Genomic DNA, 14962 nt, shown 5'->3' on the forward strand with positions numbered 1-14962 from the left:
GCCGCGCAATGCCGCGCTCTACGCCTCCGGCACTTCGCGCACGGCGCCGCGGGCGGCGCTCGTCGTCATCGCCGCATAGGCGCGCAGCGCCTTCGAGACCTTGCGCGCGCGAGCCGCAGGCTTCCAGGCGTCCTTGCCGCGCGCTTCCTCCGCCGCGCGGCGCTTCGCCAGCTCCTCGTCGGAAACGGCGAGGCGGATGGAGCGCGCGGGAATGTCGATCTCTATTCGATCGCCTTCCTTCACCAGGCCGATGAGGCCGCCCTCGGCCGCCTCCGGCGAGACATGGCCGATGGAGAGGCCCGATGTGCCGCCGGAAAAGCGGCCGTCGGTGATGAGCGCGCAGGCCTTGCCGAGGCCCTTCGATTTCAGATAGCTCGTCGGATAGAGCATTTCCTGCATGCCCGGACCGCCGCGCGGCCCCTCATAGCGGATCACCACCACGTCGCCGGCGACGATCTTGCCGGTGAGGATCGCGTCGACGGCGGCGTCCTGGCTCTCGAACAGGCGCGCCGGACCGGCGAATTTCAGAATGGAGGCGTCGACGCCCGCCGTCTTCACGATGCAGCCGTCGAGCGCCAGATTGCCGGTCAGCACGGCGAGGCCGCCGTCCTTGGAGAAAGCGTGGTCCGCGTCGCGCACGGCGCCCTTCTCGCGGTCGAGATCGAGCGCGTCGAAACGCCGGCTCTGGCTGAAAGCCACCTGCGTCGGCACGCCGCCGGGCGCGGCGCGATAGAAAGTCGCAACGCTCTCGCTATTGGAGACGCGCACGTCCCAGCGCGCCAGCGCTTCGCCGAGCGTCGTCGCATGGACGGTGGGCAATTCCGTATGCAGCAGGCCGGCGCGCGCGAGCTCGCCGAGAATGGCGTAGATGCCGCCGGCGCGATGCACATCCTCGAGATGAATATCCGGCACGCTGGGCGCGACCTTGCAGAGCACCGGCACGCGCCGCGACAGGCGGTCGATGTCGGCCATGGTGAAGGGGACCTCCGCCTCATAGGCCGCCGCGAGAATATGCAGCACCGTGTTGGTTGAGCCGCCCATGGCGATGTCGAGCGTCATCGCATTCTCGAAGGCTTCGAATTTCGCGATGGAGCGCGGCAGCGCGCTCGCGTCGTCCTGCTCGTACCAGCGGCGGGCGAGATCGACGATGAGATGACCGGCCTCGACGAAGAGGCGCTCGCGATCGGCGTGCGTCGCCAGCACAGTGCCATTGCCGGGCAGGGCGAGGCCGAGCGCCTCGGCGAGGCAGTTCATGGAATTGGCGGTGAACATGCCCGAGCAGGAGCCGCAGGTCGGGCAGGCCGAGCGCTCGATGACGTCGACATCGGCGTCGCTGATCTTGTCGTCGCCGGCGGCGACCATGGCGTCGACGAGATCGAGCGCATGGCTTTCGCCATGCAGCGTAGCCTTGCCGGCCTCCATCGGGCCGCCGGAGACGAAGATGGTGGGGATGTTCAGCCGCAGCGCGGCCATCAGCATGCCGGGCGTGATCTTGTCGCAATTGGAGATGCAGACGAGAGCGTCGGCGCAATGGGCGTTGACCATATACTCCACGCTGTCGGCGATGATCTCGCGCGAGGGCAGGGAATAGAGCATTCCGTCATGGCCCATGGCGATGCCGTCATCGACGGCGATCGTGTCGAACTCCTTGGCGACGCCGCCTGCCTTCTCGATCTCGCGCGCGACCAGCTGGCCCAGATCTTTCAGATGCACATGGCCGGGCACGAATTGCGTGAAGGAATTGGCGACGGCGATGATCGGCTTGCCGAAGTCGCCGTCCTTCATGCCGGTGGCGCGCCACAGGCCGCGCGCGCCCGCCATATTGCGTCCATGGGTGGTGGTGCGTGAGCGGAACGGCGGCATGGGCGGCTCTCTTCTCTTCTAGGGGCGTATCGCAGATGAACTATCCCAAGGAGCAGGCCCCGGCAACCCGCCGAGCAGGCCGGCCATGGCGGCCATGGCCTTTGCAACTTGAACTTCGGTCATGGAGGACTAGGCTGATCCTGCCGACGCGCGGAGGAGGCCGATGGCGCATGCATTGATCGTCGGCGCCGGCGTGGTCGGATTGGCGATCGCCCGCGCCCTCGCATCGAAAGGCCATGAGGTCATCGTCGTCGAGGCGGCCAATGTCGTCGGCGGCGGCGTTTCCTCCCGCAATAGCGGGGTGATCCATGCGGGGCTCTATTATCCCACCGGCAGCCTGCGTCACCGGCTCTGCGTCGACGGACGGCGCGCGCTCTATGCTTTCGCGGAGAGCCATGGCGTCGCACATCGGCGCCTCGGCAAGCTGATCGTCGCCACCGAGCCGGGCGAGGAGGCGAAGCTCGAAGCTCTGCTGGCGAATGGGATCGCCAATGGCGTCGACGGCCTCGTCGCTTTGGCCGGCGCCGAGGCGCGACGCCTCGAGCCGGCGCTCTCCTGCGCCGCCGCTGTGCTCAGCCCGCAGACCGGAATCATCGACGCGCATGGCCTCATGCTGGCGCTGCGCGGCGAGATCGAGGATCGCGGCGGCGCGGTCGCCCTAACGACTCCGGCGCTGGGAGCGGAGCGGGCCGGCGAGGGCTGGCGCGTTCGCTTCGGCGGCGCCGAGCCGGGTGCGGTCGACGTCGATTTTCTCGTCGTGGCGGCGGGCCTGCGCGCCCAGGCCTTCGTCGCCGCCATAGAAGGGCTCGAGCCCGGCTCGATCCCGCCGCTCATTCTCGCCAAGGGGAGCTATTTCGTCTATTCGGGAGGAGCGCCGTTCGGGCGTCTGATCTATCCCGCCCCGGTCGACGGCGGGCTGGGCGTGCATGTCACGCTGGACCTTGCCGGGCGCATGCGCTTCGGCCCGGATGTGGAATGGATCGACGAAGAGAATTATCTGGTCGCGGAGGAGCGCCGCGCCGCCTTCGCGGAGCGCATCCGCCGCTATTGGCCCGAGCTGCCCGCCGAAAGGCTCGGCCCGGATTATGCCGGAATAAGGCCCAAGCTGACCGGGCCGGGCGCGCCCGCGGCCGATTTTCGCGTTAGCGGTCCGGCGGATCACGGCCTGTCCGGGCTGGTCTGCCTGTTCGGCATAGAGAGCCCGGGCCTCACCGCCTCATTGTCGCTCGGCGATCTGGCCGCATCTCTGCTGGAATGAGCGCTCAGCGCTCGGCGCCGGCTCCTGGAGGAGACAGGCCTGCGCCAACGCCGGCTGGACGCGGTCCTGCTCGGCGGCGGTCATCTCCGGAAAGAGCGGCGGGATGAATAGACCGATCCTGCGCGATCTCGGAGCGCGGCATTGATTCGAGCAATCCCGGCTGCAAGCCCGCGAGCGACGACGCTGTCCCGAGTTTCCCGGATGAATTCGCCGTTTGGACTTGTCGCCTTTAAAAGCGCGCCGCTTGCGTTCATAAAAAATTAAGGTAGATTACTTGCGGATATTTTTGGGGTTGACGAGTATGTGGTTAGATTTTTGCGACTCGCGCGAGGTCGCCTGGTCGCGCAGATCGACGCGGAAGTCGACGCGTTTTTCATTGTATAATTTCGCCGCCGGCTTTGCCGCATTCGATATATTCGCTCTGGTCGCGGCCGGCTTCCTATGCGTCGGTCTGGCGGGCGCGACAGGCGGCGCCTCCGCGTGGTCGCCGCAGGAATGGCAAATCTGGGCGATCTTTTTCGCCGCCGCCCTGCATTACGGGTTGGCGCATATCTTCGAGGTCTATCGAACGCCCACGATATTGGATCGCCGACATGTGCTGCGGCGCGCGTCTCTGTCCATTTTGTGCACTTTCGCCTTGATGATCTGCATCGCCGCCGCGACGAAATCGGCGGAGAGCTATTCCCGCCTCTGGTTCTTTTCTTGGGCGGGGACCAGCACGATGCTCGCGATCGCGGCGCGCGCGATCGTCTTGAAGCGCATCCGGCAGTCGCTCGCGGAGAGCGCCTTCGTTCACCGCGCCTTGTCGATCGGCGTGTTCTGCGATCCGCTGCATCCGAGGGAGATCGAGAGCCAAACCCATAATGAGGAGTTCGTCGTCGGACATGCGAAATTCGACGATCTCGCCGAGCTCGCGGATTTGTCGGAACGCATCGTCCAGGACGAGATCGATCACGTCTATCTCGCAGCGCCATGGGACAAAATCCCGACCGTGCTCCGCAATCTCGATCTGCTGCGGCATTTGTCGACACGAGTGTTCGTTCTGCCCGCGGATCGGCGCGTTCTGGCGGATGTGGTCGATGTCGCGAAATTCGGCGACCGCATTTCCTTTTGCGGCATAGAGGAGCCGATCCATGGTTGGAGCCTCTGGTTCAAACGGCTCGAAGATATTGTGCTCGCGAGTTGCGCCCTGGTTCTTCTCGCGCCTTTGATGGCGTTGACCGCCATGGCGATCAAGATCGACTCGCCCGGCCCGATCTTCTTTCGTCAGCGACGCGTCGGTTTCAATGGACGCATATTCGCATTGTAGAAATTCCGCTCGATGTTCGTCGAGAAGACCGATCCGCACGCCTCGGTTCAAACGAGCCGCGCCGATCCGAGGGTCACGTGCATCGGGCGTCTGATCCGCCGCTCGAGCATCGACGAATTGCCCCAGCTGCTCAATGTGATCCTGGGCGATATGTCGATCGTCGGGCCGCGCCCGCATGCGCTGTCCACCAAGACCGACGGGCGAAGCCTCGACGAGCTCGTCGACTATTACGCCGTGCGCCACAGAGTGAAGCCGGGCATGACCGGCTGGGCGCAGGTCCAGGGCTTTCGCGGCGAGCTCGACACTCTGGACAAGCTGCGGAACCGGGTGGACTGCGATCTCTATTATATCGATAATTGGACGTTATTGTTGGATATCGGCATCATCTTTCGGACGATGATGATGGTGCTTCACGACTCTCGCGCCTATTGAGCCGAAGCGAAGCCGCGCGGGGATCGTCGGCCCGCGTTTTGCCGGCCATGCGGCGGCGCGGACCGAGGCGAAATCGGCCGCGCCGACGCCGCGACCCGCGTCGCGCCGTATCAAAATTCCCTGATCGGATCCTTTATGATCACGACGCCGACGGCCTTATCGGCGTCCATGCCGCTCGACAGGCGGTGCGGGCCGAGATGCTCCTTGCTGTCGGGATATCGATTCATCATCACCAGCTCGATCATCGGCGCGCTGCAATCATAAAGGCTGTCTTCGCCGCCATGCAGCATGACGCGCGCCGCCGACGGCAGCTTCTGCAAGTCTTCGATCAGCTCGCCGACTGTCTTGGGGCGCTCTCGGGTGAATGTCTTTTCCTCGGCCAAGGTCGATCTCCTCTGGCGCGTCTTCGGCCGTAGCCTACGCCTCTCGGCGGCTCATGCAAGAAACGGCGCGCGCGCTGCTCCGACGCAAATGGACGCCGAGTTCCGAGGCCGCGAAACACGCCGCATTTTATCGAGACCGCATTCGTTGCAGGAAATACGGGAGAAGTCGAGGCGCTTCGGGCCTCCTGTCGGGACGGGGCGCGGTTCCGACGGTTTGCCGCCGCGGCGGTGGCTCGCGCCGCGGCATTTTTCGCGGATAGCGCAGCGAGCCGGAACCTTCGCCGTTACGCGCCGACGGCGTCCTCGAAAAGCGTGTTGCGACGCCGCATATTGAAGCGTCGGCGCGCGACGATATCTGAGACGTCGGGCGTGTCGCAGCGTGCGTCCGATATCCACGAGGAGGCGATCGCATGGCGTCCGGCGACGAGATCAGTGAAGCGCGCGAAGCTGTCGGCGTGTTCGACAGGTCCGAGACGCTGCAGGAGGCGATCGACGAATTGCAGACTTCGGGCTTCGACCGGGCGGACATCAGCCTCATGGCCGGCGAGCAGACGGTGGAGCAAAAGCTCGGCCACGCCTATGAGAAGGCCGCGGATGTCGCGGACGCCGCCGGTGTTCCCCGAGGCGCCTATATATCGCCGGAATCGATCGGCGAGGCGCAAGGCGCTCTGGTCGGCGGCCTCGGCTATATCGGCGCCATCGGCGCCGCCGGGCTCATATTCGCGAGCGGAGGGACGATGGCGGCGGCGCTCGCTGCGGCTGCGATCGCGGGCGGCGGCGGCGGGCTCGTCGGAGCTCTATTCGCGAAGCTGATCGGCGAGCGTCACGCGCAACATCTTCAAGAGCAGCTGGATCACGGCGGGATTTTGCTGTGGGTGCGCACGCGCGACGAAGCGCATGAAAAGAGCGCTGTCGATATTCTCACAAAGCATTCGGGTCGCGACGTGCATGTGCATGGCGTGCCCGACGCGCCTATGTGAGGAGCGAGCGTCTTCGTGTCCTCGGCGGCGAAAGCAATATTCGCCGCCGAGCCGCATCGAAAAATCTGCGCGACGACGCGCAGCGCCGATATGTTCAGCTACACCCAGTCGTGCTTCCACAGGTCTCGCATTTCAGGCATGTCCCGTTGCGCACCAGGGTGAAGTTCGCGCATTCGGGGCAGGCCTCGCCGACATAGCCTTTCATCCGGGCCTCGGCGCGCTTTTCGGCGACGTTCTCCACCGGGCGCGTCGGCGTCGTCCAGCCGAGCTCCGACAAAGGCGGCTCCGCCTCTTCGGCGACGTTCTCGCGTAGCGCCGTCGCGCCGCCGCGCACCAGCATCAGCCGATCCGTCTTCGAGCGCAGCAGGCCCTTCGACACGACCGACGAGGCGCTCTCGGAGGCCTTGCCCTCTTGCTCGCCCTTGCCCAGCGCGTCATGGCCGAGATCCTCGGGCGACACATGGGCGAGATCGTTGCGGCCGAGATAGGAGACGGCGAGCTCGCGAAACACATAGTCGATGATCGAGGTCGCATATTTGATCGCGTCATTGCCCTGCACCGGGCCCGCCGGCTCGAAGCGCGTGAAGGTGAAGGCGTCGACATATTCCTCGAGCGGCACGCCATATTGCAGGCCGAGCGAGATGGCGATGGCGAAATTATTCATCAGGCTCCGGAAGGCCGCGCCCTCCTTGTGCATGTCGATGAAAATCTCGCCGAGGCGCCCGTCGGCATATTCGCCCGTGTGCAGATAGACCTTGTGGCCGCCGACCGTCGCCTTCTGAATATAGCTCTTGCGCCGGTTGGGCAGCTTCTCGCGCTCGCGCACCACTTGATGCACCACGCGCTCGACGATGCGCTCGGCGATCGCCGCCGCGCGCGCCGGCGCATTGGCGGAGAGGATCTCGTCGGCGACGTCCTCCGCCTCGTCGTCGGCGTCGGAGACGAGCTGGGAGGAGAGCGGCTGCGACAGCTTGGAGCCGTCGCGATAGAGCGCATTGGCCTTCAGCGCCAGCTTCCAGGAGAGGAGATAGGCGGCCTCGCAATCCTCGACCGTCGCGTCATTCGGCATGTTGATGGTCTTGGAGATCGCGCCCGAGATGAAGGGCTGCGCCGCCGCCATCATGCGAATGTGGCTCTCCACCGAGAGATAGCGCTTGCCGGTGCGCCCGCACGGATTGGCGCAGTCGAACACGGGATAATGCTCGGGCTTCAGATGCGGCGCGCCTTCGAGAGTCATGGCGCCGCAGATATGGATATTGGCCGCCTCTATGTCCTGCCGGGTGAAGCCGAGATGGGTGAGCAGATCGAAGCTCGCATCGTCCATCGCCGCCGCCGGAACCTTCAGCGCGCCGGTGAGGAAATCCGCGCCGAGCGTCCATTTGTTGAAGACGAATTTGATGTCGAAGGCGGAAGCGAGCGCCTTCTCGACCGTCGCGATCTTCTCGTCGGTGAAGCCGCGGGCGCGCAGCGACGTCGTGTTGATCGCCGGGGCGTTGGAGAGCGACGCGTGGCCGACGGCGTAGGCCTCGATCTCGGCGATCTCCGCTTCCCGATAGCCCAGAGCGCGCAGCGCTTCCGGCGCGGCGCGATTGACGATCTTCAGATAGCCGCCGCCGGCGAGCTTCTTGAATTTCACCAGAGCGAAATCCGGCTCTATGCCGGTGGTGTCGCAATCCATCACCAGGCCGATCGTGCCGGTCGGCGCGACGACGGAGACCTGCGCATTGCGAAAGCCATGCTCCTCGCCGAGCGCCAGCGCCTCGTCCCAGGCGCGAGCCGCGCGGGCGACGAGCGTGGAATCGGGGCAGGCGGCGTGGTCGAGCGGCACGGGGGCGATGGCGAGGCCTTCGTAGCCGGCGCGCTGGCCATGAGCGGCGCGGCGATGATTGCGAATGACGCGCAGCATCGCCTCGCGATTGTCGCCGAAGCCGGCGAAGGGGCCGCGCTCCTTGGCCATTTCCGCCGAGGTGCGATAGGCGACGCCGGTCATGATCGCCGAGAGCGCGCCGCACAGCGCGCGGCCGGCGTCGCTGTCATAGGCGATGCCGGACGACATCAAGAGGCCGCCGACATTGGCGTAGCCGAGGCCGAGCGTGCGATATTCGTAAGACAGCTGCGCGATCTCCCGCGAGGGGAATTGCGCCATCAGCACGGAAATCTCCAGCACGATGGTCCACAGCCGCACGGCGTGCTCATAGGAGTCGACGTCGATGCGCTTGGTCTCGTCGTCGCGGAACTGCAGCAGGTTCAGCGAGGCGAGATTGCAGGCGGTGTCGTCGAGGAACATATATTCCGAGCACGGGTTCGACGCGCGTATGGCGCCGCCGGCCGGGCAGGTGTGCCAATCATTGATGGTCGTGTGGAACTGAATGCCGGGATCGGCCGAGGCCCAGGCGGCGTAGCCGATCTTCTCCCACAGCTCGCTGGCCTTCATCGTCTTCGACGGCTTGCCGTCGAGGCGGCGCGTCAGCGTCCAGTCGCCGCCGGTCTCCACGGCTCTCAGAAACTCGTCGGTGACGCGCACCGTGTTGTTGGAGTTCTGGCCGGAGACAGTGAGATAGGCCTCGCTGTCCCAATCCGTGTCATAGGTGTCGAAGGAGATTTCCTTATAGCCCTGACGCGCGAATTGAATGACGCGCTTGATGTAATTGTCCGGCACCTCGGCGCGGCGCGCGGCGCGGATCTCGCGCTTCAGCGCCGGGTTCTTTTCCGGATCGAAACAGTCGAAGCCCGGCCCCTCGCAATTGACGCAGGCGCGCATCACGGCTTTCAAATGCTTCTTGACGATCTTGGAGCCGGTGACGAGCGCGGCGACCTTCTCCTCCTCCTTCACCTTCCAATCGATGAAGGCCTCGATGTCGGGATGGTCGACGTCGACGACGACCATCTTCGCGGCCCTGCGCGTCGTGCCGCCGGATTTGATCGCGCCCGCCGCGCGGTCGCCGATCTTCAGGAAGGACATGAGGCCGGAGGAGGAGCCGCCGCCCGAGAGCTTCTCCTTCTCGCCGCGCAGCTTGGAGAAATTGGAGCCGGTGCCGGAGCCGTATTTGAACAGGCGCGCCTCGCGCACCCACAGGTCCATGATGCCGCCGTCATTGACGAGATCGTCCTCCACCGACTGGATGAAGCAGGCGTGCGGCTGCGGATGCTCGTAGGCGGTCTTCGACTTGGTCAGCTTGCCGGTCTGGTGGTCGACATAGAAATGCCCCTGGCTCGGGCCGTCGACGCCATAGGCCCAATGCAGGCCGGTGTTGAACCATTGCGGCGAGTTCGGCGCGGCCATTTGCCGCGCCAGCATGAAGCGCAGCTCGTCCTGAAAGGCGGAGGCGTCCTCCTCCGTGTCGAAAGCGCCGCCCTTCCAGCCCCAATAGGTCCAGGCGCCGGCGAGGCGGTCGAACACCTCGCGCGCCGAGGCCTCGGAGACATAGCGCTCGGCCTTGGGCAGGAGAGCGAGCGCCTCCGAATCGGGAACCGAGCGCCACAGGAAGCTCGGAACCTCATGTTCTTCGAAGCGCTTCAGCCGCGCCGGAACGCCGGCCTTGCGGAAATATTTCTGCGCCAGCACGTCGATCGCGACCTGGCTCCAAGAGGCCGGCGCGTCGATATTCTCGAGCGAGAACACCACCGAGCCGTCAGGATTGCGGATTTCGCTACGCGCCGCACGAAACTCGATATCCGCATAGGGGGACTGGCCGGCTGTCGTGTGGCGTCGGTCGATCTTCATCTCGTCCTATTCCTCGAAAAATATGCGCGCGAAATCGCGCGCGGCCGATGGCGTCGGCCGTGTGGAAACCGCTGAATGTCCGGGACTCTACGTGGGAAACGCAGATACCAACCTGGTCGCGATGAAAGGGCCGTCGCCGCGACAAGGCGCGCAGCGCGGGCGAACGATGAGGCGAGCGCCGCCCGCTCGGGGCGCGCTGTCGGGCCTCTTCGATCTTCCGCCGCTGCGTCATAGGTGACACTCCGAGAGTGCGTCACTCCGAGAACGTCGTCAAGCTGCTATCAATATATAGTGTGAGAAATTAATTTCGCGACAATATGTTGCCGAAAGTCGTGGATTATGGGGAGAAGCCGCCTCGGCCTCCACCGTGAGGCTCGACAGAGCGCGCCATTTTCGGCATGGGGCGGTCGGGATGATTCTCCCGGTCGATTTTCCTCGTCTTGACGTGGCGGGGCGCCGGGGAGTTAGTTGCGCGCCGGCGGCGCCGGGGCAATAGGCGCTAAAAAGGCCTGCAGGAGGTTAGTCATGTCATTCGTCGTCGCGCGCCGGGGGTTCCTGGCCGGCTTGTCGCTCGCCGCTCTGGCCTCGTCGGCCGCGTTGGCCCACGGACCCTCTCGCCAGAAGGTGACGGAGACGATCGAGATCGCGGCTCCCGCCGAGAAGATCTGGGCCATCGTCGGCAATTTTCAGGATTTGAGCTGGCTGCCTCCCGTCGCGAAGACGGAAGCGACGGGCGACAACACGCCCGACAAGGCCACGCGCCATATCACGCTGAAGAATGGCGGCGAGATCGACGAGCTGCTCACCAAATATGACGCCAAGGACTTCACGCTCGCCTATCGCATCGAGAAGGTCGATGTGAAGATCCTGCCGGTGAACAATTATTCCTCGACGATCACGGTGAAGCCGCAGGGCGACAAGAGCGTCGTCGAATGGAAGGGCGCCTTCTATCGCGGCTATCCGAACAATGATCCGCCGCCGGAGCTCTCGGACGAGGCCGGGATAAAGGCGGTGTCCGATCTCTACAAGGCCGGCCTCTCCTCGCTGAAGGCCAAGGTCGAGGGCAAATGATCTGCCGATCGGCGATCTCTATCACCATCTCCTGCCGGAGGGCGGCGCGCGCCGCCCTTCTCGGGCTGGCGGTCGCCTCTCCGGCGGCGGCGGACGAGGCTTTCGTCACCAATCAGGGCAGCGGCGATCTCACCATCGTCGATCTTGCGACAATGGCGCCGGCGGCCACTCTGCCGATCGGCGGAAAGCCGGCCGGAGTCGCCGTCTCCACTGACGGCGCCAGGGCCTATGTGACGAGTCCCGAAGGCAAATATCTTTCCGTCATCGACACGCGCGCGCGCCGCGTGCTGCGCAAAATCCCGCTGGAGGGCGGCCCGCTCGGCCTCGCCGTCGCGCCGGATGGCGGCCGCGTCTATGTCGCCGACATGTATGAGCAGCGCCTTTTCGCGGTCGATCCCGAATCGGGCGTCGTCGCGACGGCGAAGGTCGGCGTCACCCCCTCGGGCGTCGCGGTGACGCCGGACGGCAAGACGATCCTCGTCGCGATCCGCGACGCCAATAAGATCGCCTTCGTCGATGCGGCGTCCTTCGAGAAGCGCGGCGAGCTGGACGTCGGCCGCCATCCCTTCGGCGTCACCATCGACGCCAAGGGCGAGCGCGCCTACGCCGCCAATGTCGAATCGGACGACGTCAGCGTCATCGACCTTTCGACGCGGCGCGTGATCGCGACGGTGAAGGTCGGCAAGCGGCCCTATTGCGTGGCGCTGGCGCAGGGCAGGGGCTTCGTCACCGATCAATATGCCGAGGCGGTGAGCGTCTTCGACCTGTCGAGCTTCGCGCCGGTGGCGCAGGTGAAGGTCGGCGAATATCCGGAAGGCATAGGGGCGAGCCGCGACGGCAAGACGATCTATGTCGCCAATTGGTTCACCAATGAATTCTGGTCGATCGCCGCCGACAGTTTGAAGGTGATCGCCAAGGCCAAGACCGGCGACGGCCCGCGCGCCTTCGGGGCTTTCATCCGCGCGATGAATTGATATGCTCCGGCCGCACGCCGAGGCCGATCAGCCGCGCCGGCAGCTGCCGTAGCGCCGGAAAGACGTCCAGAAGACGCAGCGCCAGCGGCGGCTCGAACGGCGCGTCCGCCGCGAGCACGCTGCGAATCATCCGATTCTGAATGAACAGCTGCATCCGCTGCGTCACCCGCGCCGGAAATTCGCGACGCTTCTGCACGGCGCCGACATCCGCGTCGCGCAACGTCCCGGCCGCGAGCGGCTCGGCGAGCAGATTGGCGGTCGCCACCGCATCCTGGATCGCGAGATTGATTCCGACGCCGCCGATCGGCGACATCGCATGGGCCGCGTCGCCGATGCAGAGCAGGCCGGGCCGGCTCCAATCTTTCAGCCGATTCACCTGCACGCTGAGCAGATTGACGTCCTCCCAATCGCGCAAATCCTCGACACGATCGGCGAGGAAGGGAACGCAATCGGCGATGGCGTCGCGAAATTCGTCGATGCTCCGGCTGCGCAGCGCCTGCGCGCCGCCCTTGGCGATCACATAGCCGATCTGCCAATAGGCTCCGCGCTCGATCATCGCGACCATGCGGCCGGGCGCGACACGGCCGAAGCTCTCCTCTGGGTCGTCCGCCTCGCGCCGCAGCTCGAGCCACAGCACATCCATCGGCGCGCCGAGATTCTCGACCGCGAGGCCGGCCGATTCGCGCATGAGCGACGTCCGCCCATCGGCGGCGATCGTGAGATCGGCGCGAATCTCGATCTCTCCTTCCGGTCCGCGAGCGCGCAGGCCGGCGACGCGGCCGTCCTCCTCCAGGAGTCCTTCGGCCGCAGTCTTCATCAGCAGGCGGAAATTCGGCAGCTTCTTCGCCTCGCCGGCGATGAAGTCCAGAAAATCCCATTGCGGCATGAAGGCGACGAATTTGCACAAGGTCGGCAGGCGGCGGAAATCCGCGACGACGAATTTGCGGTTTCCCAGCCAGGCGGAGAGCTGAAACGCCTTGCGGTGCGGCAGCTTCAAAAAAGCGTCGAGCAGGCCGAGCTCGAACATCAGCTGAAGCGTCGACGGATGGATCGTGTCGCCGCGGAAATCGCGCAGGAAATCCGCGTGCTTCTCGAGGACGATGGTCTCGACGCCGGCGCGGGCGAGCAGAAAGCCCGCCATCAGCCCCGCCGGGCCGCCGCCGACGACGCAGCATCTCGCGGAGATCGTCTGCGCCATCGTCCTCTCCCTCGATGAAAGGGCCGAGAGTCGACCCTCCCGTCTTTATGGTCAATTCAGCAGCGGTTTTCCATTCGCATCCTTCACATTGGCCGCCCAGCTCTTGCGGATGAGCGCCACGACCGAGGTCGGCATCGGCTCGAAATCGAGCTCCTCGGCCGCCGCGGCGCCTTTGGAGAAGGCCCAATCGAAGAATTTCAGCGCTTCGAGCGCCGCGGTGGCGTCCCGCGGCTGCTTGGGCAGCAGGATGAAAGTGGCGGCGGCGATCGGCCAGGAGCGCGCGCCCGGTTGCTCGGTGAGCAGGCGGAAAAAGCCCGGCGCGCTCTCCCAATCGGCGGCGGCGGCGGCGGCCTCGAAGCTTTCCTTGCCGGGCGCGACAATGTTGCCGTCGTGGTTCACCAGGCTGACGACGGCGAGCTTGTTCTGCTTGGCGTAGGCGTATTCGACATAGCCGATCGCGCCTTTGGAGTTGGCGACATTATTGGCGACGCCCTCATTGCCCTTGGCGCCGAGGCCGAGCGGCCATTCCACGGCGACGTTCTCGCCGACCTTGGCCTTCCAATCCGCCGAGACGCGGGACAGATAATCGGTGAAGCAGAAAGTGGTGCCCGAGCCGTCCGACCGATGCACGACGACGATCGGCGTCGACGGCAGCGCGATTTGCGGATTGAGCGCGCGGATCGCCGGATCGTCCCACAGCGTGATCTCGCCGAGGAAGATGCGCGCCAGAGTCGTCCCGTCGAGAACGAGTCCGGCCGACGCGACGCCTTCTATATTGACGACCGGCGTCACGCCGCCGACGACCTGCGGCCATTGGATGAGCCCGGCGGCGTCGAGCTCCTTGGTGGACAGCGGCTGATCGGAGGCGCCGAAAGTGACGGTCCGCGCCTTGATCTGGCGGATGCCGCCGCCCGAGCCGATCGACTGATAATTGACGCGGTTGCCGGTCTCCTTCGAATAGCTCTGCGCCCATTTGGCATAGATGGGCAGGGGAAAAGTCGCTCCGGCGCCGGAAATGTCGAGCGCGCGCGCGCTCCCCGCGGAAAGGATCGCCGCCAGCGCGGCGTGAAGAATAAGTCTCGAACCTTTGGAAATCATGCGGCCGTCCCTTTGGAGTTCGACGCGACGCTCTTCTCCCGCGTGACCTGAAACCAAATCGTTTCAGGTCTCTACGGCGCGCCTTCGAGGGCGCGGCGGCTGTCGTCGATCTGTCACACACTACCTTTTCCACGACTCGTCGCCAAAAGCAAAGCTCGTGCATCGACGCAGGGGGCGAGCGGCGCGCCCGACTGGACATTGCGCCGTCTTGACGCAATAAGGAGCCACGCAAACATGGGATGGACGCTCCGACATGTCCTACATCATTCGCTTCTTCACTTGGTGGAACCGGGCGACGCTCAGCACGGGCCTGTGGACGCTGCTCTATGGCGAGCGCGTCGGGGCGGATGAGTTCGGCAACGTCTATTACCGCCGTCGCGGCGGCAAGAAGGACAAGGCGCTGGGCTTCGAGCGCCGCTGGGTCATCTACAAGGGCTATGCCGAGGGCTCGGCGACGCCGCCCGGCTGGTATGGCTGGCTGCATCACATCGTCGACACGCCGCCCACGCAGGAGAGCTACCAGCCGAAGGAATGGGAGCTTCCCTATCTCCCCAATCTGACCGGCACCTCCGCCGCCTATCATCCGCCGGGCTCGATCCTGGCCGAGGGTCGCCGCGCCCAGGCGGGCGGGGACTATCAGGCCTGGACCCCCGAGGCCTGAGAAGCGCAGGT

The 14962-nt window shown here is 65.3% G+C and carries 10 protein-coding genes and 1 pseudogene; 6 read left to right on the forward strand and 5 right to left on the reverse strand.

Features of this window, described 5'->3' with window-relative positions:
• Window positions 1–18: 18 nt before the first annotated feature.
• Window positions 19–1863: a dihydroxy-acid dehydratase gene (gene ilvD / locus VIF40_RS15760; protein ID WP_331938461.1), complete on the reverse strand. Its 1845-nt coding sequence runs from the start codon at window positions 1861–1863 to the stop codon at window positions 19–21.
• Between the two features lie 163 nt (window positions 1864–2026).
• Here ilvD and VIF40_RS15765 point away from each other — a divergent pair, with 163 nt between their 5' ends.
• Both VIF40_RS15765 and VIF40_RS15770 read left to right on the forward strand, forming a co-directional pair.
• On the forward strand, window positions 2027–3121 hold the full coding sequence (locus VIF40_RS15765) for an NAD(P)/FAD-dependent oxidoreductase (RefSeq protein ID WP_331938462.1): 1095 nt from the start codon (window positions 2027–2029) through the stop codon (window positions 3119–3121).
• Between the two features lie 541 nt (window positions 3122–3662).
• Window positions 3663–4862, forward strand: a pseudogene (locus tag VIF40_RS15770) (exopolysaccharide biosynthesis polyprenyl glycosylphosphotransferase).
• Between the two features lie 110 nt (window positions 4863–4972).
• On the opposite strand, the gene VIF40_RS15775 reads toward VIF40_RS15770, so the two are convergent.
• Window positions 4973–5245 (reverse strand): hypothetical protein, encoded by a 273-nt coding sequence (locus tag VIF40_RS15775; RefSeq protein ID WP_331938463.1) that lies wholly within the window; start codon window positions 5243–5245, stop codon window positions 4973–4975.
• A 410-nt stretch (window positions 5246–5655) separates the two neighbouring features.
• Between VIF40_RS15775 and VIF40_RS15780 the strand changes: the two genes are divergently transcribed.
• Window positions 5656–6225, forward strand: a complete 570-nt coding sequence (locus tag VIF40_RS15780) for a hypothetical protein (RefSeq protein WP_331938464.1) — start codon at window positions 5656–5658, stop codon at window positions 6223–6225.
• Window positions 6226–6319: 94 nt separating this feature from the next.
• On the opposite strand, the gene VIF40_RS15785 is transcribed toward VIF40_RS15780, so the two are convergent.
• The gene (locus VIF40_RS15785) at window positions 6320–9949 is read right to left on the reverse strand and encodes a vitamin B12-dependent ribonucleotide reductase (RefSeq protein WP_331938465.1); all 3630 of its coding nucleotides are present in this window, start codon (window positions 9947–9949) and stop codon (window positions 6320–6322) included.
• A 525-nt stretch (window positions 9950–10474) separates the two neighbouring features.
• Here VIF40_RS15785 and VIF40_RS15790 point away from each other — a divergent pair.
• Together VIF40_RS15790 and VIF40_RS15795 are read left to right on the forward strand one after the other, a co-directional pair.
• A complete protein-coding gene (locus VIF40_RS15790) occupies window positions 10475–11020 on the forward strand; it encodes an SRPBCC family protein (protein WP_331938466.1) in 546 nt (181 codons plus the stop codon).
• Complete coding sequence (locus tag VIF40_RS15795; RefSeq protein ID WP_331938467.1) at window positions 11017–11994, forward strand: YncE family protein; 978 nt, start codon at window positions 11017–11019, stop codon at window positions 11992–11994. Before VIF40_RS15790 ends, VIF40_RS15795 begins: the two co-directional genes overlap by 4 nt.
• On the opposite strand, the gene VIF40_RS15800 is transcribed toward VIF40_RS15795, so the two are convergent.
• Window positions 11975–13192: an FAD-dependent oxidoreductase gene (locus VIF40_RS15800; RefSeq protein WP_331938468.1), complete on the reverse strand. Its 1218-nt coding sequence runs from the start codon at window positions 13190–13192 to the stop codon at window positions 11975–11977. The two genes, VIF40_RS15795 and VIF40_RS15800, sit on opposite strands and share 20 nt — an antisense overlap.
• Window positions 13193–13243: 51 nt before the next feature.
• A complete protein-coding gene (gene pstS / locus VIF40_RS15805; RefSeq protein WP_331938469.1) occupies window positions 13244–14290 on the reverse strand; it encodes a phosphate ABC transporter substrate-binding protein PstS in 1047 nt (348 codons plus the stop codon).
• A 253-nt stretch (window positions 14291–14543) separates the two neighbouring features.
• Here pstS and VIF40_RS15810 point away from each other — a divergent pair, with 253 nt between their 5' ends.
• On the forward strand, window positions 14544–14951 hold the full coding sequence (locus VIF40_RS15810) for an NADH:ubiquinone oxidoreductase subunit NDUFA12 (protein WP_331938470.1): 408 nt from the start codon (window positions 14544–14546) through the stop codon (window positions 14949–14951).
• The last annotated feature ends 11 nt before the right edge of the window (window positions 14952–14962 follow it).

The organism is Methylosinus sp. (genome assembly GCF_036560965.1).
Classification (GTDB): Bacteria; Pseudomonadota; Alphaproteobacteria; order Rhizobiales; family Beijerinckiaceae; genus Methylosinus.

Excerpts from the sequence above, each read along its gene's own strand:
- ilvD (WP_331938461.1), bottom strand. The coding sequence starts at position 1,863 with ATGCCGCCGTTCCGCTCACGCACCACCACCCATGGACGCAATATGGCG.
- VIF40_RS15765 (WP_331938462.1), top strand. The coding sequence starts at position 2,027 with ATGGCGCATGCATTGATCGTCGGCGCCGGCGTGGTCGGATTGGCGATC.
- VIF40_RS15780 (WP_331938464.1), top strand. The coding sequence starts at position 5,656 with ATGGCGTCCGGCGACGAGATCAGTGAAGCGCGCGAAGCTGTCGGCGTG.
- VIF40_RS15785 (WP_331938465.1), bottom strand. The coding sequence starts at position 9,949 with ATGAAGATCGACCGACGCCACACGACAGCCGGCCAGTCCCCCTATGCG.
- VIF40_RS15790 (WP_331938466.1), top strand. The coding sequence starts at position 10,475 with ATGTCATTCGTCGTCGCGCGCCGGGGGTTCCTGGCCGGCTTGTCGCTC.
- VIF40_RS15795 (WP_331938467.1), top strand. The coding sequence starts at position 11,017 with ATGATCTGCCGATCGGCGATCTCTATCACCATCTCCTGCCGGAGGGCG.
- VIF40_RS15800 (WP_331938468.1), bottom strand. The coding sequence starts at position 13,192 with ATGGCGCAGACGATCTCCGCGAGATGCTGCGTCGTCGGCGGCGGCCCG.
- pstS (WP_331938469.1), bottom strand. The coding sequence starts at position 14,290 with ATGATTTCCAAAGGTTCGAGACTTATTCTTCACGCCGCGCTGGCGGCG.
- VIF40_RS15810 (WP_331938470.1), top strand. The coding sequence starts at position 14,544 with ATGTCCTACATCATTCGCTTCTTCACTTGGTGGAACCGGGCGACGCTC.